The organism is uncultured Arthrobacter sp. (genome assembly GCF_947495145.1).
In the GTDB taxonomy this organism is placed as follows: Bacteria; Actinomycetota; Actinomycetes; order Actinomycetales; family Micrococcaceae; genus Arthrobacter_D.
This window is the reverse complement of the sequence record NZ_CANLXP010000007.1, coordinates 73,993-93,343: the sequence shown is the minus strand read 5'-3', so window position 1 is coordinate 93,343 and position 19,351 is coordinate 73,993. Positions and strand designations below refer to the sequence as shown.

Below are 19,351 nucleotides of genomic sequence, written 5' to 3'. Positions count from 1 at the left end.
TGTCAGCAGTGGCTCAATCTCAGGTGTAACCTCCCGGAACCTGATGCGGCAGCTCGTCACATCGTGACTGCTACGCACCGGGGTTTGAGGTTTCCAGCACGCTCGGCCACGCCGGAGAGCATCCGGTCAGCACCGAACCTTAGCTTCCAACTCTTCTGACTTGGCGGCGGGCAAACCAAACCGCGATCCACATCAGAGATGGATCGCCCGACGAGGGGGAAGGAATCCTTCGTGACTCAAACCACTGACCTGCCGACAGGCGTGGATACCCAAGCCGCCGAAACGAACGGCGCACCAGCTTCCAAGAGTTCCGGACTTGCCGGACTGAAGCTCGCCCAGTTGCAGGCTCTTGCCGGGCAGCTCGGCATTTCCGTGGGCTCCCGCATGCGCAAGGGAGACCTTGTGGCCGCAATTTCGGACCATCAGCGGGGCTCTGCAGTGGCAGATCGCCCGAAGGCTGCGTCCGCCCAGGCCCCGGCACGGGAAGACGCAGCTCCTGCGAAGGCTTCGACAAGCGACGCTGCCGCACAGAACGGTGCCGGCGCTGCAGAGCAGGAGCAGGCATCGGAGCCTGCCGAGAGGCCCTCGCGCACCCGCAACCGCAATCGGCGCGCCGGAAGCGACGGCGTCGTAAAGACGGAGCAGGTTGTCGAGAGCGCTCCGAGCGAATCAGCTGCGGGTTCCGCTGTTGAGTCGGTTGGCAGCGCGGCCCAGGAAAGCTCCGGCGCCGAAGCAGACACTGCTGACCGCAGCCGCCGCAGCCGTCGTGGTGGACGACGCTCAGACTCCGACGCTCAAGGCGCAGCGCAGGCCGCTCCTGAGACCGAGGCTACCGAGCAGGGCGCCCAGCAGGGCGGCGAGAACACCGAAACCGCTGAGACGCAGGGTGAGCGCCGGGGCGATCGTCGTGACCGCAACCGCGACCGCAATGAGCGTCGCTCCAACGACGAGCGACGTTCCAGCGACGACACTCGCGAAAACCAGAATGACCGGAATGACCGCGACAACCGCAATGAACGCGACAATCGGGATAACCGGAATGACCGCGACAGCCGGAACGACCGGAATGACCGCGATAACCGGAATGACCGCGACGAAGGCGGTAGCCGCAACCGGCGCAACCGTAACCGCAACAACCGCGAGGACGACCGCAACAACCGGTTCCGTGACCGCAACGAGCGCCGCCGGGGCCGCGGCCAGAATCCCGATGTCGACGACGTCGAGGTTACCGAAGACGACGTCCTGCTGCCGGTTGCAGGCATCCTTGATGTCCTCGAAAACTACGCGTTCGTGCGTACCTCCGGCTACCTGCCCGGAGCCAACGACGTTTATGTGTCGCTGGCACAGGTCAAGAAGTACGGGCTGCGCAAGGGAGATGCCGTCGTCGGCGCCATCCGTGCACCGCGCGAGGGTGAGAACCAGAGCAGCACCCGCCAGAAGTTCAATGCGCTGGTACGTCTGACCTCCGTCAATGGGAAGAACCCCGAGGAACTGAAGGACCGCGTCGACTTCGCGAAGCTTGTTCCGCTCTACCCTTCGGAGCGCCTGCGCCTGGAGACCGAGCCCAAGAAGATCGGCCCTCGTGTCATCGACCTCGTGGCACCGATCGGCAAGGGCCAGCGCGGACTCATCGTTTCGCCCCCGAAGGCGGGCAAGACCCTGATCCTGCAGGCTATTGCCAATGCGATCACGGTGAACAACCCGGAAGTGCACCTCATGATGGTTCTCGTGGACGAACGTCCCGAGGAAGTCACCGACATGCAGCGCACCGTCAAGGGCGAGGTTATCGCCTCTACGTTCGACCGGCCTGCCGATGACCACACCACCGTTGCTGAACTCTCGATCGAGCGCGCCAAGCGCCTCGTCGAGATGGGAATGGACGTCGTGGTACTCCTGGACTCGATGACCCGTCTCGGACGCGCCTACAACCTGGCAGCGCCGGCTTCTGGCCGCATCCTCTCCGGTGGCGTCGACTCGGCGGCGCTGTACCCGCCGAAGCGCTTCTTCGGAGCAGCCCGCAACATCGAGAACGGCGGCTCGCTGACCATTCTCGCCACCGCGCTGGTTGAGACCGGTTCGAAGATGGATGAAGTGATCTTCGAAGAGTTCAAGGGCACCGGCAACATGGAACTGCGCCTGTCCCGCAACCTCGCGGACAAGCGCATCTTCCCGGCTGTCGACGTCAACGCATCGGGCACCCGCCGGGAGGAGAACCTTCTCTCCCCGGATGAGGTCAAGATCATGTGGAAGCTTCGCCGCGTGCTGTCCGGACTGGAGCAGCAGCAGGCACTCGAGCTGCTTACCAACAAGATCCGGGAGACGCAGTCGAACGTCGAGTTCCTCATGCAGGTCCAGAAGACCACACTGGGATCGAAGAGCGACAACGATTAGCTAAGGTCCTCCGCCGCTTATATTGCCGGCCCCGCCCCTCCGCTGAACGGTTTACGACTCACGTCGTAAACCGTTCAGCTCCAGTGGGCGCTAAGAGAGACGACGAGGGCCCCGACCTGAGCTTGCGAAGGTCGGGAGTCGTCGAACGCTCCCTGGCCGGCAATATAAGCGGCTCCTCAGTTAAGTCGCCTACCCGCATGCGGGGTGCGCCGAAAGTAATGTCCTAATCTAAACTGGCTCGAAAGAGCCGAAAGAGGTTGTTGTGTCTGCCATGTTTGAGTCCATTCAGGGCCTGCTCGACGAGCACGCTGATCTGCAGGTCCGGCTGTCTGATCCGGCCGTGCATGCTGACCAGTCACTGGCACGCAAGCTTGGCCGGCGGTATGCGGAACTCAGCGGCATCGTTGAAGCGCACACACGGTGGCGGGCCCTTGAGGATGACCTGGAAGCCGCCCGTGAGATGGCCGAGGACCCGGAATTCGCCGCGGAGATTCCTGACCTTGAAGAGCAGCTGGCCGTAGCACAGGAACGGTTGCGCCGGCTGCTCATCCCGCGTGATCCCAATGATGCCCGCAACGTCATCATCGAGGTCAAGGGCGGTGAAGGCGGTGACGAAGCTGCTCTCTTCGCCGGTGACCTCCTGCGGATGTACACCCGGTATGCAGAATCACGCGGCTGGAAGACAGAGCTCATTTCCGCCAACGAGTCAGATCTCGGCGGATACAAGGACGTGCAGATGGCAATCAAGGGGTCCTCGAATGACCCGGCCGAGGGTGTCTACGCGCGGCTCAAGTTCGAGGGCGGCGTCCACCGCGTCCAGCGCGTTCCGGTTACCGAGTCGCAGGGGCGTATCCATACGTCCGCCGCGGGCGTACTGGTGCTCCCCGAGGTGGATGAACCCGAAGAAGTCGATATCAACCAGAATGATCTCAAGATCGATGTCTACCGGTCGTCCGGGCCGGGCGGGCAGTCAGTGAACACCACCGACTCGGCCGTCCGCATCACCCACCTTCCGACCGGCATCGTGGTCGCCATGCAGAACGAGAAGTCGCAGCTGCAGAACCGCGAGGCAGCCATGCGCGTGCTGCGCTCGCGCATCCTCGCTGCGAAGCAGGAAGAGATCGACGCCGCCAACTCGGACATCCGCAAGTCCCAGGTGCGCACCATGGACCGTTCAGAGCGCATCCGCACGTACAACTTCCCGGAGAACCGGATCGCCGATCACCGGACCGGGTACAAAGCCTACAACCTCGACGCCGTGATGAACGGCGAGCTGGAGCCGGTCGTCCAGTCCGCGATCGAGTTGGACGAACAGACCCGCCTCGACGCCATCGGCGACGACGCATAGGTACGCGAAATACTATGGAATCGCTGGCCGATGCTCTGCGTAAGGCCGCGGCGGTGCTGGCGGAGGCAGGGGTACCGAGCCCCAGGACGGATGCGGAGCTTCTTGCTGCGCACCTGCTGCGGGAAAGCGTCGGCCGGGTGCGGGCGCTTGCGCTGATCGGCGCCGCCGCGCCGGAGGGGTACAACGAGCTGATTGCGGAACGGTCTCAGCGGGTACCGCTTCAGCACATCACGGGAGTCGCGTATTTCCGAAGACTGGAGCTTGCGGTGGGGCCCGGGGTTTTCATTCCCCGCCCCGAAACCGAAACCGTGGCCCAACTGGCCATCGACGCAGCACGGCTGACGCAGCGCGCGCTCGTGGCGGACCTGGGCACAGGGTCCGGCGCCATCGCGGGGTCGGTTGCGCAGGAAGTGCCCGAGGCGTGCGTCTACGCAGTGGAACTGAGCGACCTGGCTCACGCCTGGGCGGAACGCAATCTCGCGCCGCTCGGTGTCACCCTCGTTCAGGGGGACTATGCGGAAGCGCTGGCAGAGCGCAACGGAACGTTCGACGTCGTCGCCTCCAATCCGCCCTATATCCCCACGAGCGCCGTTCCACGCGAGCCCGAAGTCGCTGAGCACGATCCGGAACTTGCACTCTACGGAGGAAGCGCCGACGGGCTTCGCCTACCGCTCGCCGCCGCAGCTGCCGCGGCCCGGCTCCTGAAGCCGGGCGGCTACTTCGTGATGGAACACGCGGAGGTGCAGGCAGGGACACTGGCCAGGATTCTGGGGACACATCCGTGCTGGACAACCGTGCGAACCCATCAGGACCTCTCCGGCCGGGACCGATCAACATCGGCCGTCCGGACGGATGTGCCATGGGGGACCAGTAAATGAAAGGATGGCAGGCGTGAGTGCCACCTTCAATTGTTCCGACCCCACCGAGCGCAGTGAGGGCATCGCCCGCGCCCAGCGTGCGCTGGCGGCAAAGCAGTGCGTGGTGATTCCCACCGACACGGTGTACGGGATCGCAGCCGACGCCTTCGCACCGCAGGCCGTTGCCACACTGCTTGCTTCCAAGGGCAGGGGACGCAGCATGCCGCCGCCCGTCCTCATTCCCCGCCGGCAGACCATGGACGGGCTGGCAACGGACATCAGCATTGAAGCCCGCAGGCTCGCCGAGGAGTTCTGGCCCGGCGGCCTGACGCTCATCTGCCATGCCCAGCCCTCGCTCACGTGGGACCTCGGAGACACTCTCGGCACGGTGGCGCTGCGCATGCCGAACGACCGCGTTGCGCTGGACCTCCTCGTCCTGACCGGTCCGCTCGCCGTTTCTTCGGCAAACCGGACCGGACAGCCGGCTGCCGCGACCGGAGCCGAGGCGTACGCACAGCTCGGAGACGCCGTCGAGGTTTACCTTGAGGATGGTCCTCGCTCCGCTGACGCCGGTGCGTCAACCATCGTGGATACCACGGGAGACTTGCCTGTGGTGGTCCGCGAAGGCGTCATCTCCCTTGAGGAACTGCGCGCGGTGGTGCCTTCCGTCGTCCTCGGAAGCAGCAATGATGACGACAATGACGACAGCAGCAACGACGACGCCGGTGCAACCGGTGAGAGCGTCGAAGGAGAATCGGGCGGGCCGGCTGCCGCAGCTCGTGATGCGAACCCGGAGACTAGCGCGGACGGCGCCGGCGAGCCCCGGCCTCCTCAAGGATCGGACTGACCCTGAACGGCAGGGAAACACTCTGTTCGGTGGTCCAGCCCGCAACCTGGTCCTGACCGAACCACATGAGTTCGACCCGCCGGATTGACCCGTGCAGGCGCTCTTTCAGCAGCGCTGACACGGCGTACCCGCTGCGCAGCACCAGCCTGCAGAGAGTTGCAGGAAGAACAAGGGGAGTGCCGCCGGAGGCTTCGAGCACCGTGCGCACGGTCATCCCCTCCCAGGGCTGCAGCACAATAGGCGGCACCGGACCATCATGCAGCCCTAGCGTCAGAACCAGTTCCGCCAGCGCATCGATCGACGAAACCGGACTCTGCGCGGTGCCGGGCGAGGCGACCGACGCCAGCGGTGAGGCTGCGAGCCGGGCCAGCGCCGCCGTCGTCGGCCGTTCAAGGCCCTGAACGGAGGTGGCTCGCACTGAAACGACCTCGGGGGTGCCCGAAGCAACAAGTCCCAGTGCGTGCTCGCCGAGCGCTTTGCTGCGTGAGTAGGGGGAGAAGGGTGCGGTGTCCGGCGACTCGTCGAGGACCGGACGGTGCCCCTGCACGGCCGCGCTGCTCAGGTGCACCAGCCGCTGCACGCCCGCCGAAGCGCATGCCCGGGCAATCAGTACAGGAAGCAGGGCATTGGCGCCGGTCAGCTCCGGTGAGTCGGGACTGCGAGGGGCGGCAGCGCCCGCCGCGTTGACCACCACAGTGCAACCGGTGAGTTCAGTCGCCAGGCGGTCGACGACGGCCTGCTGGCGGTCAGCCTCGGCGGCCACCTCGGCGGGGGTGCGTGCAGAGGCGGTTACGCGGGGCGCCCGAACGGATAGGGCATCTTCACCGGCGTCGGAGAGCGCCTTCAGGACGGCGCTGCCCACGAAGCCGCTGCCTCCGAGAACGGCCCAGGTCATGAGGTTGCGTCCGTCGTCCGGGAATCCAGCGCCGGCATCGGCTGCCAGTCGGGATCACCCAGGACAAAGCGGGACTCGCGCCACCCGTGCCAGAGCGGACCGAGACCGGACAGGGTGCGCTCGACTGCCACCAGCCGCACCAGTTCCTTGGCGGCGGTCAGGGCGGTCCCCAGAGCGAACCCGACCCGGCTGAACTGTCCGTGTTCCATCAGGTACCTCGCAAGATGACCGCGGTTTCGCATGCCGCAGTAGCGTCCCAGGTTGCTCGAATCATTGAGGTGGCGCACCCCGAGGTCGATCTGCTTCTGCGGGCGGGCCTTTCGCAGCACGAACTCGTTGATGTAGACCACGGGCTCCCGCTGCGAGACGAGCCAGCCGTACGTGGTGTCATCGCCGTTGATGAAAAACCGCGGATCAGGCAGGCCGACGGCCCGGACGGCATCGGCATGCAGGAGAACACCCTCGAAGCACGCCACATTGGTCCGGAAAACCGGAGAAGAGGCGAAGACGTTGCCAGGAACCGGGAAGTGCACGCCAAGGAATGGGTTGAAGCGGTGCTGCCAGAAGAAAGGTTCTCCGGTGGAGTCCAGACGCCGGCCATGCAGGCACCGGTACTGCTGCAGCCACGGACCGAAGGCGGCCAGCGCGCCCGGGAGGACCTCGACGTCGTCGTCCATCAGCCACAGCCAGGTAGCGCCTTCGGCCAGCGCGCGCTCAACACCGGCGGAGAAGCCGCCGGAACCACCGGCATTGGTCGCCAACCGGTGGACGGTCAGCGGGACCGGAAACGACGCGGCCGCCGCTTCGAGTACCTCACTGGTGGAGTCGGTGCTGGCGTTATCGACGACGACGACGGCGGCGGGCGCTGGCTGGAGCCGCTCCAGCGAATCCAGCAGCCGGCTCAGATACCCGGCGCGATTGAAGGTGGTCACCACCACGGTGACGGCCGGTTGGGCGGTCATCAATCAGAATCCGAAGTCGGAGGGAGGACCGAAGCGGCGGCCGCGTACGCCCGCCGAATAGGCGCGTACCCAGGAAGCGAGTCCGCGAACGTCGCCGCGGCGCAGGTAGTACAGCGGATACCCCACGACGTCAGCGACTAGCGAACGACCCCGAAGGTACCGGCGGGTGAGGTGGCCGCGGTTGCGGAAGAAGTAAAAGCGTTTGAACGGGGTTTCCGGCACCAGGACGTGGAGCCGGTCGCCGAGCACCTGCTGGACTTCCGCCCATCCCGGCGGGTGGCTGAACGCGACGGTGGTGACCGTGCCAAATGGAATCCCGGCACGGCGGAGACGAAGCATGAAATCAGTCTCGTCGCCGCGGATGAACAGGCGCAGATCCGGCAGTCCGACCCGGAAAAAGACGTCGGCACGGATCAGGGCGCCGTTGAAGAATTGCGCGATGTCCGGGATGAAGCCGAGCTTCTCCACCTGACCGCGGTCATGGGTGGTGCGGCCCTGGAGCCGGAAGGGGAAGGAGAGGCGGGTCGAGTCGGTCGGCGCGACGATCAGGGGTACTACGACGTCGAGCTTCCGCGAGCGGGCGGCCTCGAGCAGGCTGTCCAGGACGCCGGTGTCCTCTGGGTGGGCATCGTCGTCCATGATCCAGATCCACTCGGCTCCGCTTGCCATGGCGGAGAGGATGGCAAGGGAGAAACCGCCGGCCCCGCCGAGGTTGGTGGCGGACCGGATGTAGTTGACGGGAGCGCTGGAGCGCTCAGCCAGGGCAGCAACGTCCTGGGTGCCTGAGTCGACCAGGGCCACCGAGGCAATGGGATGATCCTGCCGTGAAAGGGCTTCAAGGAGTGTCTGTACGTCATCCGGCCTGTCGAAAGTCACTGCCGCTACAGCCACGGTTTCCTGCAAAACAGTCCTTTCGGCCAGCTCGCGCAACGCTGCGCTCGCGGTGATTGGTCACCGGGAGCGCGCATCAGTCGGGCTAGTATTCTCGGGTAGGGAAAGTCTATTACACGGCCGGGACGGCCATTTCGCGCCGGACCGAAGGTGGCGGGACGTTACGCCAACTGCCCATCCAAAGGAATCATGACACAGACGGACAACCAGAATTCCGCGGCTCGCGTGAATCGGGACGACTCCGCCGGCAGGACCGACAAGCCGGCCCTTTGGCTCTGGTCCCAGTACGCCTTCGACTCGTTCGCCTGGATTGTTGCGGTCTTTCTGGCTCTGATTCTTCGTCTGGAACTGCTCGTCATCCAGATCAACGTTCCTGGCGCAGTGGCTTTCTGCGCGGTCGCCGTAATTTCCCAACTGGTCATCGGTATGAGCTTTGCGCTGTATCGCGGCCGCTATGCGTTCGGCAGTTTCCACGAAGCGAGACTTCTCGTCATCGTGACGGTGATCGTCTCAGTCATTCTGCTGCTCGTGAGCATCGCCTTCATCAGCGTTATCCAGATTCCGCGCAGCGTAGCGATCATTGCGTTCCCGTTTGCCTGCATCTTCATGGCGTCAACCCGATACCTGAAGCGCATGTATGTGGAGAGTAAAGCCAAACCGGGCGACGACGCGCAGCGCACCCTGATCTACGGTGCCGGTTTCCTCGGCAAGTCACTAGTGACCCGGATGATGCAAGACCGGGAGTCTCCCTACTTCCCGGTGGGCCTGATCGATGATGATCCCGCCAAGAAACATCTGCGGCTTGCCACCGTTCCGGTGCTGGGCAGGCTCGAAGATCTGCCGGAGATTGTGCGGCGCACACGTGCAACGGCCCTCGTAATTGCGTTTTCCGACGTCGAAGCGGCCCAGGTGCGGCGTGTTTCCGACCTGGTTGTCGGGCTGAATATGCGGGTTCTGGTTCTGCCCCCGCTGCGCGAGATGCTCGCCGGCGGCGGCGAGAAGGGACTTACCGATTTCCGGGAGGTTGCGGTCGAGGACCTGATCGGCCGGCGTCCCGTTGATATCCACGCCGATGAGGTAGCGGGCTATATTGCCGGCCGGCGGGTGCTCGTGACCGGTGCGGGCGGGTCCATCGGCTCCGAACTATGCCGTCAGCTCGCCGAGTTCAGTCCGGCGGAGCTCATCATGCTCGATCGTGATGAGACTGGCCTGCAGACAACCCAGATTTCCCTGACCGGGCGGGGTTTGCTGACCGGCAGAGACACGGTCCTGGCCGATATCCGGGAGGCGGAGACCCTGCGCGCGATCTTCGTGGACCGTAAGCCCGAAGTGGTGTTCCACGCCGCCGCGCTCAAGCACGTCTCATTGCTTGAGCAGTACCCCGAGGAAGCGTGGAAGACCAACGTTCTTGGCACGCTCAACGTGCTGCGCGCGGCCGAAGCGGCCGGGGTCAGCAACTTCGTGAATATCTCCACTGACAAGGCAGCCAATCCCACCAGTGTGCTTGGACATTCGAAGCGCGTCGCTGAAAAGCTGACCGCCTGGACCGCCGGGGCGGCCGGCAAGAAGTACGTGTCCGTCCGGTTCGGAAACGTCATCGGCAGCCGCGGCTCGATGTTGCCGCTCTTCACCGAGCAGATCCGGGTGGGTGGACCCATCACCGTGACCGACCCTGAAGTGACCCGCTTCTTCATGACCATCCCGGAAGCCTGCCAATTGGTCATCCAGGCGGGAGCGATCGGCAGGGGAGGCGAAGTTCTCATCCTTGACATGGGGGAACCGGTGAAAATTCTTGATGTCGCCCAACGCATGATCGCGATGTCCGGAAAAGACATCGAGATCGTCTTCACCGGCCTGCGCAAAGGCGAGAAACTGCACGAGGACCTCGTGGGAATCGACGAGGACGACTCCCGGCCCCTCCATCCCAAGATTTCGCACACGCAGGTCGCTGCTCTCGATCCGGCAATGCTCGATCTGCGCGACTGGAAGGCCAAGGGCGGTATCGAGGCGTACTCGGAGGGCATAGCGCCCCCGGCCGAAAAAGGGGCCTGACGATGCTGCTGTGGGTTGTTGTCGGATCAGCTCTACTGCTCAGCCTGGTTCTGCCGTTCGTCCTCAAGCCGGTCCTGCAGAAACTCGGCGTGCTCGACATCCCCAACGAACGGTCCTCCCACACCTCGGTGGTCATTCGGGGAGTGGGGATCACCGTGGCGGTGGGCATCGTCGTCGGGCTTGCGCTGTCGGTGCTGACCGGACTGGTTCCCGTGGACCGTTCAATCGTGCTCATCGTGCTGGCCATGCTCTCAGCCGCTGCTGTCCTCGGGTGGGTTGAAGACTATCGGGGACTCTCCATCCGGATCCGGGCTCTGACCCAACTCGGAATCGGAGCCGTTGGAACTGCTGCGCTCGCCTGGACTACCGAGCAGCCCTACTGGTGGGTTCCGGTTGGGGCCCTCGCCGTCGCGGCCTACGTGAATGCAGCCAATTTCATGGACGGGATCAACGGGATCTCCGGCTTCCATGGAGTCCTCGTTGGTGTCTTCTACTCCATCGCCGGCTCATTGGTCGGCCAATTCTGGCTGACGGTTGCCGGTCTGGTGGTGGCAGCAGCCTTTGCCGGCTTCCTCCCGTGGAACCTTGGAAGGGGTTTTGTTTTCCTGGGTGACGTCGGCAGCTACCTGCTCGGGGCGTCCATTGCTGCGATGGCGGTCGCCGGTCTTCTGGCGGGCGTTTACCTTGAGTACCTTTTCTCCCCGGTGCTGATCTACCTCGCAGACACTTTCATTACCTTCCTCCGGCGGGTGAGGGCGGGTGAACGCTGGTACGCCTCGCACCGGGAGCACGTCTATCAGCGGCTGACTGACGCCGGGCTCACGCATGTCCAGTCGGCGCTCGTGGTGACCGTCTGTTCCGCGCTGGTCGGTGCGGCAGGCTTTGTTCTCGCAACCGCACCTGCGCCGCTGGCAATCATCTGCTCGTTGTTTGCGGCCGCCGTCGTTGTTCTGTACATCTACTCGCCCAGGATACTTGCCAGGCGGCGACTGGCTCCGGCTGGATAGTTGAGCGAAGCAAGTGAAATTCGAGTCGATTTCTATCTGCTGTAGAATTACCGGGTACGGTCAGGCGGATCCCGCCACCCGAGCCCGACAATCGATGGACGGAACCCCATGAGCACACCCGACGCCTCGCGCGCCCGTGTGTCCCGTGCCTCCGTCTCTGGTCCCACTGATTCCCTGTGGCTGCGGATCCTGCTACGCTGCCTCGCGGTCACGGGGGCGGTGCTGACCATCACCACGGCCATCGCGTTCGCGGTGAACGGGGGGAGCGGGGCCGCGAGCGTACTGTTCGGCTACGCGGTGGTGGCGATCTTCTTCGGGCTGAGCCTGCTCATCGGCCATTTCGTCGGCCGGTCGAATCCAAGCGGTGCCCTCGGTATCTTCATGGTCACCTATGCCATCAAGGTCGTAGGCTTTGCCGCCGTCCTGTTTTTCATCGGCGTCCCCTCCTGGCTGGATCGCAATTGGTTCTTCGGCGCAGCCGTGGGAGCAGTGGTTCTCTGGCAGATAGTGGAGGTCACTGTCTTTGCCAGGGCGCGCCACCAGCTGTACAACGACTATGACTCGACCGGGTCGTCCGGAGCGCAGGCAGCTGATGGACATGCGTAAAGGCGCCTCCAGCACCGGCTCGGGCTCCGGCGATGAGCGCCCAGAGACTGACGCGCGCGGTCGTTACGGCGAAGCCGGGTACAACGATGGAATAGCTGTTTTCAGCTACATCATTGGCGGGATCATAGTCTGGAGTTTGATAGGCTGGGGGCTGGACAATCTCCTGGGGACGCGTTGGATCGTGCTCGCAGGAGGCCTTTTGGGCGCAGTGGGCGGTTTCTACCTCTCCCACAAGCACAACCTCACCCGTTCCAACTCCTCCGGTCCTGATTCAATGCCGGAACGCAGGCGCGGTCCGGAGGAAGGTTCCCCTGAGTAATGTCCCATAACTTCATGCGTCGGAGCAGTAACGCTGTGCCCGATCCAACCACGCCCAACGATGGACACTGCAGAGAGGAAACGCGTTGATCGCGCTTGCGCTCCCCGCTCAAACCACCACTGAAGAGGGCTTTGTCCCACCCACGATCGAAGAAGCGCACCCGCCGAACATACTTCCCTGGAATACCGAGTATGGCGTTTGGTTCGCACCCGGGTTCGGCAAGCAGATGCTACTGGTCATCCTGTCGGTTATCCTCATCGGCGCATTTTTCTATATAGCGTCCCGCAAGGGTCAGCTTGTTCCCGGCAAGGTGCAGTTCCTTGGAGAGGCCGCATACGGTTTCGTACGCAACTCCATCGGCAAGGACATCATCGGCGGACGCGAGTACATGAAGTACGTCCCCTGGCTGTTCACCGCGTTCTTCTTCATCCTGGTGAACAATATCTTCGGCGCTGTCCCGCTGCTTCAGATCCCGAGTTTCTCCCACCCCGGCAGTGCGTATGCGATTGCGGCCATCTTCTACATCCTCTGGATCGCCGTTGGCGTCAAGAAACATGGCCTTCGCTACTTCAAACTCGCCGTGGTTCCGTCCGGGGTGCCGTGGTACATCATGCCGCTGGTCGTTCCGATTGAGATCATCTCGAACTTCCTGGTTCGTCCGGTTACGCACTCCCTCCGTTTGTTCGCAACCATGCTGGCAGGTCACCTCATCGTGATGCTCGCCGGCAGCGCGATCGAATTCATGACGCTGTCGGGCAACATCCTCCTTCAGGGAACCGGAGTTCTGGTCCTCGGCGGCGCGGTTGCCATGTACATGCTCGAAGCTTTGATCATGGTCCTGCAGGCCTACGTTTTCACCCTGCTGGCCGCGATCTACATCGAGGGCGCCCTCCATGCGGACGCCCACTAACAAGTAACAAAGTCTTCCCCGCAGGGGATGATCCCAACCAACCTGCCGGCATAGCGCGGCATCTTGAAAGGAAAAAAATGGAAGGCAATCTGAACCTCGTAGGTTACGGTCTCTCCGCAATCGGCGGTGGTATCGGTGTGGGCCTCGTGTTCGCCGCGTACATCAACGGTGTCGCTCGTCAGCCGGAAGCACAGCGCGTACTGCAGCCAATCGCATTCCTTGGTCTGGCACTGACCGAAGCCCTCGCCATCCTCGGTCTGGTCTTCGCCTTCGTTCTCTAGAAGAGTCGCTGGTCGACCAAACGGACTAGTTGTAGAAAGACGGGTGAAACAACATGGATAGCGCAGTCATACTTGCAGCTGAAAGTCCCCTCGCACCGAACCTATGGGAATTACTGGTTACGGTCGCAGGGTTCGCTGTACTGATGTACATCGTTATCAAGTTCGTCATGCCGGCGTTTGAGAAGACGTTTGCAGAGCGGACTGAAGCCATCGAGGGCGGAATCGCCAAGGCGGAGGCCGCTCAGGCCGAGGCCAACGCGGCACGCGAGGAGTACAAGCAGCAGCTGGTCGACGCTCGCACCGAGGCCAATCGCATCCGCGAGGAAGCACGTGCTGAGGGAGCCCAGATCCTGGCCGAACTGAAGGAGAAGGCTGTCGCCGAGGCGAACCGCATCTCTGCACAGGCCGAGGCGCAGATCGAGGCCGATCGTCAGGCAGCTGTAGTGTCGCTTCGCGCCGAGGTGGGAACCCTTGCCACTGATCTGGCCAGCCGAATCGTTGGTGAGTCCCTGGCCGACGATGCGCGTTCTGCACGCGTTGTCGACCGTTTCCTCGCTGACCTGGAGGCGCAGTCAGCTACCCAGAGCGCAGGTGCAGCCAAATAATGGCAGGCGTATCAAGCCAGTCCCTTACGGCGGCACGGCAGGAACTCGAACCGCGCCTCGGCACAGCATCGCTGACGCTGGCTGAGGAGCTTTTCGGTGTGCTGGACACACTCGATTCGAATGCCGGTCTCCGCCGTGCCCTCACCGATCCCAATCGCGAGGGCGAGCAGAAGGTTGCTCTCTCGACGAGGCTTTTCGCCGGACGCATTTCGCCGGAAGCCGCGGAGATTGTTCGGGACCTCGTTGCCCGTCGCTGGGCCAAGCCCCGCGACGTCGGTGATGCGCTGGAGGCACTGGCCGCAACTGTGGCTATAGCCGTCGCTGAAAACAGGGGGCAGGGAATTCGCGGACTCGAGGGTCTTGAGAATGACCTCTTCGCTTTCCTGAGCGTCGTCGAATCGAACCATGACCTGCAGCGCGCACTGTCTGAACCCCAGGCAGAAGGGTCCGCCAAAGTGGCTCTTGCGCTGAAGCTGGTTCCCTCAGCTGGAGATGAAGCAAGGCTCCTGATTCGCCAGGCGGTTCTTTCGCCGCGGGGACTGAAGCCCTCGGCTTTGGTGCAGCGCTTCATCGAGCTTGTCGCACTGCGCCAGGAGCGTTGGATTGCTACCGTCAGCGTCACCCGTCCGCTGTCGGATGAGCAGCTGGCCCGGCTTCAGGCAGGGCTGAATGCGCTCTACGGGCGAGACCTCAAGGTCATTGTCAGCGTGGACCCCTCCCTCGTGGGCGGCGTACGCGTAAAGGTGGGAGACGAAGTGGTTGATGCCACGGCAGTGACCCGCCTGTCCGAACTCCGTCGAAAGATGGCCGTTTAGCCAGGGACAAGGCAACGCTGAAGCTCCTTAGGCTTCGACGACAGACGTAAACAACACCGGTCACCGCTCACCTGCGGTGGTCACAACACAGGAGAGCAGGGACTGCAGATGGCCGAATTGACCATCAACGCCGACGACGTCCGTAATGCGTTGAACGAGTTCGCGGCGTCCTACGAACCCGGAAACGCGGAGCGGGTCGAAGTTGGCCGCGTAACATCCGCAAGCGACGGCATTGCCAGGGTAGAGGGACTCCCCTCCGTCATGGCAAATGAGCTGCTGCGCTTCGAAGACGGCACGCTGGGCCTTGCCCAGAACCTCGACACTCGTGAAATCGGCGTCGTAGTCCTCGGTGACTACGCCGGGATCGAGGAGGGCCAGGAAGTACACCGTACCGGCGAGATCCTTTCGGTACCGGTCGGTGACGCATTCCTCGGACGCGTCGTCGACCCGCTGGGCCAGCCCATCGATGACCTGGGCGAGATCAAGGCCGAGGCTCGTCGCGCACTTGAGCTTCAGGCTCCGGGCGTAACGCAGCGCAAGTCGGTGCATGAGCCGATGCAGACCGGGCTCAAGGCCATCGACGCGATGATCCCGATCGGCCGCGGACAGCGTCAGCTCATCATTGGTGACCGCCAGACCGGCAAAACCGCCATCGCTGTGGACACCATCATCAACCAGAAGGCCAACTGGGAGTCCGGCGACGTGCAGAAGCAGGTTCGCTGCATCTACGTTGCCATCGGTCAGAAGGCGTCCACTATCGCCGCCGTCCGGCAGACCCTGGAAGATAAGGGTGCGCTGGAGTACACCACCATTGTGGCCTCGCCTGCGTCGGATCCCGCCGGCTTCAAATACCTCGCTCCCTACGCCGGTTCGGCCATCGGCCAGCACTGGATGTACGGCGGCAAGCACGTTCTGATCATCTTTGATGACCTCTCCAAGCAGGCTGAAGCCTACCGCGCGGTATCGTTGCTGCTCCGCCGTCCGCCGGGACGCGAAGCCTACCCGGGCGACGTGTTCTACCTGCACTCCCGTCTCCTTGAGCGTTGTGCCAAGCTTTCCGATGACCTGGGTGCAGGCTCGATGACAGGTCTGCCGCTGATCGAGACCAAGGCGAACGATGTGTCTGCCTACATTCCGACCAACGTCATCTCCATCACTGACGGACAGATCTTCCTCCAGTCGGACCTGTTCAACGCGAACCAGCGGCCTGCCGTTGACGTCGGTGTGTCAGTGTCCCGCGTGGGCGGTGCCGCACAGGTGAAGGCGATGAAGAAGGTCTCGGGTACCTTGAAACTCGATCTCGCACAGTACCGTGACATGCAGGCATTTGCCATGTTCGCTTCAGACCTGGACGCTGCATCGCGCCAGCAGCTCACGCGCGGTGCACGCCTCATGGAACTGCTCAAGCAGGGCCAGTACGCGCCCTTCCCGGTAGAGGAGCAGGTCATATCGATCTGGGCAGGTACCAACGGTTACCTTGACGACGTCCCTGTCGAGGACATCCGCAAGTTCGAGTCCCAGTTCCTGGAGCACCTGCGCCACAAGTCTTCGGTGCTGACAACGCTGGCTCAGACCAACCAGCTCGAAGACTCCACCGTGGACGAGCTCAAGTCCCACATCACGGACTTCAAGCAGGGGTTCTTCGGTGAAGGTCATGACGGTCTCGTCGCAGGCCACGAGGAACACAGCCCCCTTGATGAGGGTTCTGTGGACCAGGAAAAGATCGTCAAGCAGAAGCGCTAACGGTGGGGACGTCCGCGCGCACCGCGCGCGGACGTCCGATGCCTGAACCGTAGTACCTCCAGGGGACTACGAAGGAAAGGACAAGTATGGGAGCCCAGATCCGGGTCTACCGCCAGAAGATCGTGTCGACGACGTCGATGCGGAAGATCTTCAAGGCGATGGAACTGATCGCCACCTCTCGCATTGGCAAGGCGCGCGCCCGCGTGTCGTCGTCACTGCCCTATGCCAACGCAATCACCCGTGCGGTTTCCGCTGTGGCGTCGCAGTCCGAGATTGATCATCCACTGACCACCGAGCCGGAGCAGATCCGGCGTGCGGCAGTGCTTATCATGACTTCGGACAGAGGCCTGGCGGGCTCCTACTCGGCCACCGTGCTGAAGCAGGCGGAATCTCTTCTTGAGCTCCTCCGTGAGGAGGGCAAGGAAGTCAAGACCTACCTGGTCGGACGGAAAGCACAGGCGTACTTCGATTTCCGTGGGCGCCCATATGAGCAGGTGTGGACAGGTGGAACGGACGCGCCTGAATTCGATACAGCCCGCGAAGTCGGCCGTGTGCTCCTGGAGCAGTTCGGAATCGACTTCGAGGACGGTGGCGTCGACGAGATCCACGTCGTCTACACCCGTTTCCGTTCGATGGTCATCCAGGAACCGACAGTCATCCGACTCCTGCCACTTGAGGTTGTTGAAGAAGAAGCAGCCAGCGAGTCGGACCTGCTTCCGCTGTACGAGTACGAGCCTGAACCTGAGAGGGTTCTTGATGCACTGCTTCCGCGGTACATCGAGTCTCGGATCTTCGCAGCATTGCTTCAGGCAGCCGCGAGCGAGCTTGCAGCACGCCAGCGCGCCATGAAGTCGGCGGGCGACAACGCTACCGAACTGATCAAAAAGTACACGCGCCTCCGCAACACCGCCCGCCAGGCGGAAATCACGCAGGAGCTTTCGGAGATCGTGGCGGGTGCGGACGCACTGAACGCGTCCTGACCGCAGGCCTCCGCGGATCCTTCACCGGGTCCCAACCGCACTACTATTAGCACCACGCCATCTACCGAATGAAGTGAGAGAGATGACTGCCCAGACTGTTGAGAACAGTACGGACTCAGTTGCCCCCGGCGCGACCGGCCGCATTGCCCGTGTCATCGGCCCGGTTGTCGACGTTGAGTTCCCGGCTGACGCCATTCCCGCCATTTACAATGCGCTGACCACTGAGGTAACCCTCAACGGCCAGACGCACACCATCACGTTCGAGACCTCGCAGCACCTTGGCGACAACCTGGTGCGTGCGATCTCCCTGCAGGCAACCGACGGCCTTGTCCGCGGCACCATTGTGCAGGATACCGGTTCTGCAATCTCTGTCCCCGTGGGTGACGGCGTCAAGGGCCACATCTTCAACGTCCTGGGAAAGCCCCTCGACGTTGAGGAGTCGCAGCTCGAAATCACCGAGCGCTGGCCGATCCACCGCAAAGCTCCTTCCTTTGCTTCTCTCGAAGGCTCAACCGAGATGCTCGAGACCGGCATCAAGAGCATCGACCTTCTGACCCCTTACATCAAGGGTGGAAAGATTGGGCTCTTCGGCGGCGCCGGTGTGGGTAAGACGGTTCTTATCCAGGAAATGATCACCCGCGTTGCCCGCAACTTCGGTGGTACCTCGGTATTCGCCGGCGTTGGCGAACGTACCCGTGAAGGAAACGACCTTTGGGTCGAAATGGAAGAGGCCGGCGTTCTCAAGGACACCGCGCTAGTCTTCGGCCAGATGGATGAGCCGCCGGGCACGCGCTTGCGCGTCGCGCTGTCGGCACTGACCATGGCGGAATACTTCCGCGATGTCCAGAAGCAGGACGTGCTGCTCTTCATCGACAACATCTTCCGTTTCACCCAGGCGGGCTCCGAGGTATCCACCCTGCTGGGCCGCATGCCCTCTGCTGTGGGCTACCAGCCCAACCTGGCTGATGAGATGGGCCTACTCCAGGAGCGCATTACGTCCACCAAGGGCCACTCCATCACCTCGATGCAGGCCATCTACGTGCCGGCGGACGACTACACCGACCCTGCTCCGGCCACCACCTTCGCGCACCTCGATGCAACCACGGAGCTGTCGCGTGAGATCGCCTCGCGTGGTCTGTACCCGGCGATCGATCCGTTGACTTCCACGTCGCGTATCCTCGATCCGCAGTACATCGGTCATGATCACTACAACACCGCTGTCCGTGTGAAGCAGATCCTCCAGAAGAACAAGGAACTCCAGGACATCATCGCCATCCTCGGCGTTGACGAACTGTCCGAAGAAGACAAGATCGTTGTTTCGCGCGCACGCCGCATCCAGCAGTTCCTGTCGCAGAACACCTACACGGCAAAGCAGTTCACCGGTGTCGAGGGCTCGACCGTGAGCATCAAGGACACCATCGAGGGCTTCAACGCCATCGCCAACGGCGATCTCGATCACATTGCCGAGCAGGCGTTCTTCAACATCGGCGGTCTTGACGACGTTGAGCGTCAGTGGGCACGGATTCAAGAGCAGAGCGGAAAGTAAGCTCCATGGCTGAACTTGAAGTCGAGATCGTCGCGGCGGACCACTTCGTGTGGTCCGGCGCGGCGACCATGGTCAAGGGGCGCACTGCTGACGGCGAGATCGGGATCCTTCCCGGACACTCCCCGGTGCTTGCGATCCTCGCAGAAGGAGAACTCGCTATTCAGCCGGTCTCCGGCGAACGACTCATCGTGGGCGTTGATGGCGGCTTCTTCTCCGTGGACAGCAACCGCGTGGTGATTGTTGCCGACAATGCCAGGATCGGCGGTTCAGTGACCGCAGACGCGAAGTAGCGTAAA

General features: G+C 63.0%; 19 protein-coding genes. 16 read left to right on the top strand and 3 right to left on the bottom strand.

The window, feature by feature from the left end:
• The first annotated feature begins 231 nt into the window (after positions 1-231).
• From rho to Q0877_RS07180, 4 genes are all read left to right on the top strand, one after another.
• Positions 232-2,391: a transcription termination factor Rho gene (gene rho / locus Q0877_RS07195; RefSeq protein ID WP_299166709.1), complete on the top strand. Its 2,160-nt coding sequence runs from the start codon at positions 232-234 to the stop codon at positions 2,389-2,391.
• A gap of 271 nt (positions 2,392-2,662) precedes the next feature.
• Positions 2,663-3,739, top strand: coding sequence for a peptide chain release factor 1 (gene prfA, locus Q0877_RS07190; protein WP_299166791.1), 1,077 nt, complete (start codon positions 2,663-2,665; stop codon positions 3,737-3,739).
• A gap of 14 nt (positions 3,740-3,753) precedes the next feature.
• Positions 3,754-4,617 (top strand): peptide chain release factor N(5)-glutamine methyltransferase, encoded by an 864-nt coding sequence (prmC, locus tag Q0877_RS07185; RefSeq protein ID WP_299166708.1) that lies wholly within the window; start codon positions 3,754-3,756, stop codon positions 4,615-4,617.
• A 13-nt stretch (positions 4,618-4,630) separates the two neighbouring features.
• A complete protein-coding gene (locus tag Q0877_RS07180; protein WP_299166707.1) occupies positions 4,631-5,443 on the top strand; it encodes an L-threonylcarbamoyladenylate synthase in 813 nt (270 codons plus the stop codon).
• On the opposite strand, the gene Q0877_RS07175 is transcribed toward Q0877_RS07180, so the two are convergent.
• Genes Q0877_RS07175 through Q0877_RS07165 form a run of 3 tightly spaced genes read right to left on the bottom strand, consistent with a single transcriptional unit; the run spans position 5,394 to position 8,203 of the window.
• Positions 5,394-6,338 carry an NAD(P)-dependent oxidoreductase gene (locus Q0877_RS07175; protein WP_299166706.1) on the bottom strand — a complete coding sequence of 315 codons (945 nt, stop codon included), beginning with the start codon at positions 6,336-6,338 and terminating at the stop codon, positions 5,394-5,396. The genes Q0877_RS07180 and Q0877_RS07175 overlap by 50 nt on opposite strands.
• Positions 6,335-7,300: a glycosyltransferase gene (locus Q0877_RS07170; RefSeq protein ID WP_299166705.1), complete on the bottom strand. Its 966-nt coding sequence runs from the start codon at positions 7,298-7,300 to the stop codon at positions 6,335-6,337. Before Q0877_RS07170 ends, Q0877_RS07175 begins: the two co-directional genes overlap by 4 nt.
• A gap of 3 nt (positions 7,301-7,303) precedes the next feature.
• Positions 7,304-8,203, bottom strand: a complete 900-nt coding sequence (locus Q0877_RS07165; RefSeq protein WP_299166704.1) for a glycosyltransferase — start codon at positions 8,201-8,203, stop codon at positions 7,304-7,306.
• A gap of 177 nt (positions 8,204-8,380) precedes the next feature.
• On the opposite strand from Q0877_RS07165, the gene Q0877_RS07160 reads away from it, so the two are divergent.
• From Q0877_RS07160 to Q0877_RS07105, 12 genes are all read left to right on the top strand, one after another.
• Positions 8,381-10,243 carry a nucleoside-diphosphate sugar epimerase/dehydratase gene (locus tag Q0877_RS07160; RefSeq protein WP_299166703.1) on the top strand — a complete coding sequence of 621 codons (1,863 nt, stop codon included), beginning with the start codon at positions 8,381-8,383 and terminating at the stop codon, positions 10,241-10,243.
• Between the two features lie 2 nt (positions 10,244-10,245).
• A complete protein-coding gene (locus Q0877_RS07155) occupies positions 10,246-11,250 on the top strand; it encodes a glycosyltransferase family 4 protein (protein WP_299166702.1) in 1,005 nt (334 codons plus the stop codon).
• A gap of 108 nt (positions 11,251-11,358) precedes the next feature.
• The gene (locus Q0877_RS07150) at positions 11,359-11,856 is read left to right on the top strand and encodes a hypothetical protein (RefSeq protein WP_299166701.1); all 498 of its coding nucleotides are present in this window, start codon (positions 11,359-11,361) and stop codon (positions 11,854-11,856) included.
• Positions 11,840-12,175 (top strand): hypothetical protein, encoded by a 336-nt coding sequence (locus Q0877_RS07145; RefSeq protein ID WP_299166790.1) that lies wholly within the window; start codon positions 11,840-11,842, stop codon positions 12,173-12,175. The genes Q0877_RS07150 and Q0877_RS07145 overlap by 17 nt, the downstream gene beginning before the upstream one ends.
• An 85-nt stretch (positions 12,176-12,260) precedes the next feature.
• Complete coding sequence (gene atpB, locus Q0877_RS07140) at positions 12,261-13,085, top strand: F0F1 ATP synthase subunit A (RefSeq protein ID WP_299166700.1); 825 nt, start codon at positions 12,261-12,263, stop codon at positions 13,083-13,085.
• A 77-nt stretch (positions 13,086-13,162) separates the two neighbouring features.
• Entirely contained in the window at positions 13,163-13,366 is a 204-nt protein-coding gene (atpE, locus tag Q0877_RS07135; protein ID WP_009356484.1) for an ATP synthase F0 subunit C, read from the top strand.
• Positions 13,367-13,419: 53 nt separating this feature from the next.
• On the top strand, positions 13,420-13,971 hold the full coding sequence (locus tag Q0877_RS07130; protein WP_299166699.1) for a F0F1 ATP synthase subunit B: 552 nt from the start codon (positions 13,420-13,422) through the stop codon (positions 13,969-13,971).
• Positions 13,971-14,786, top strand: a complete 816-nt coding sequence (locus Q0877_RS07125; protein WP_299166698.1) for a F0F1 ATP synthase subunit delta — start codon at positions 13,971-13,973, stop codon at positions 14,784-14,786. Before Q0877_RS07130 ends, Q0877_RS07125 begins: the two co-directional genes overlap by 1 nt.
• Before the next feature lie 108 nt (positions 14,787-14,894).
• On the top strand, positions 14,895-16,529 hold the full coding sequence (gene atpA / locus Q0877_RS07120; RefSeq protein WP_299166697.1) for a F0F1 ATP synthase subunit alpha: 1,635 nt from the start codon (positions 14,895-14,897) through the stop codon (positions 16,527-16,529).
• Positions 16,530-16,615: 86 nt separating this feature from the next.
• On the top strand, positions 16,616-17,509 hold the full coding sequence (locus Q0877_RS07115) for a F0F1 ATP synthase subunit gamma (protein WP_299166696.1): 894 nt from the start codon (positions 16,616-16,618) through the stop codon (positions 17,507-17,509).
• Positions 17,510-17,591: 82 nt separating this feature from the next.
• Complete coding sequence (gene atpD / locus Q0877_RS07110) at positions 17,592-19,055, top strand: F0F1 ATP synthase subunit beta (protein ID WP_299166695.1); 1,464 nt, start codon at positions 17,592-17,594, stop codon at positions 19,053-19,055.
• A 5-nt stretch (positions 19,056-19,060) separates the two neighbouring features.
• Positions 19,061-19,345 carry a F0F1 ATP synthase subunit epsilon gene (locus tag Q0877_RS07105; protein WP_056548103.1) on the top strand — a complete coding sequence of 95 codons (285 nt, stop codon included), beginning with the start codon at positions 19,061-19,063 and terminating at the stop codon, positions 19,343-19,345.
• Positions 19,346-19,351: the final 6 nt, after the last annotated feature.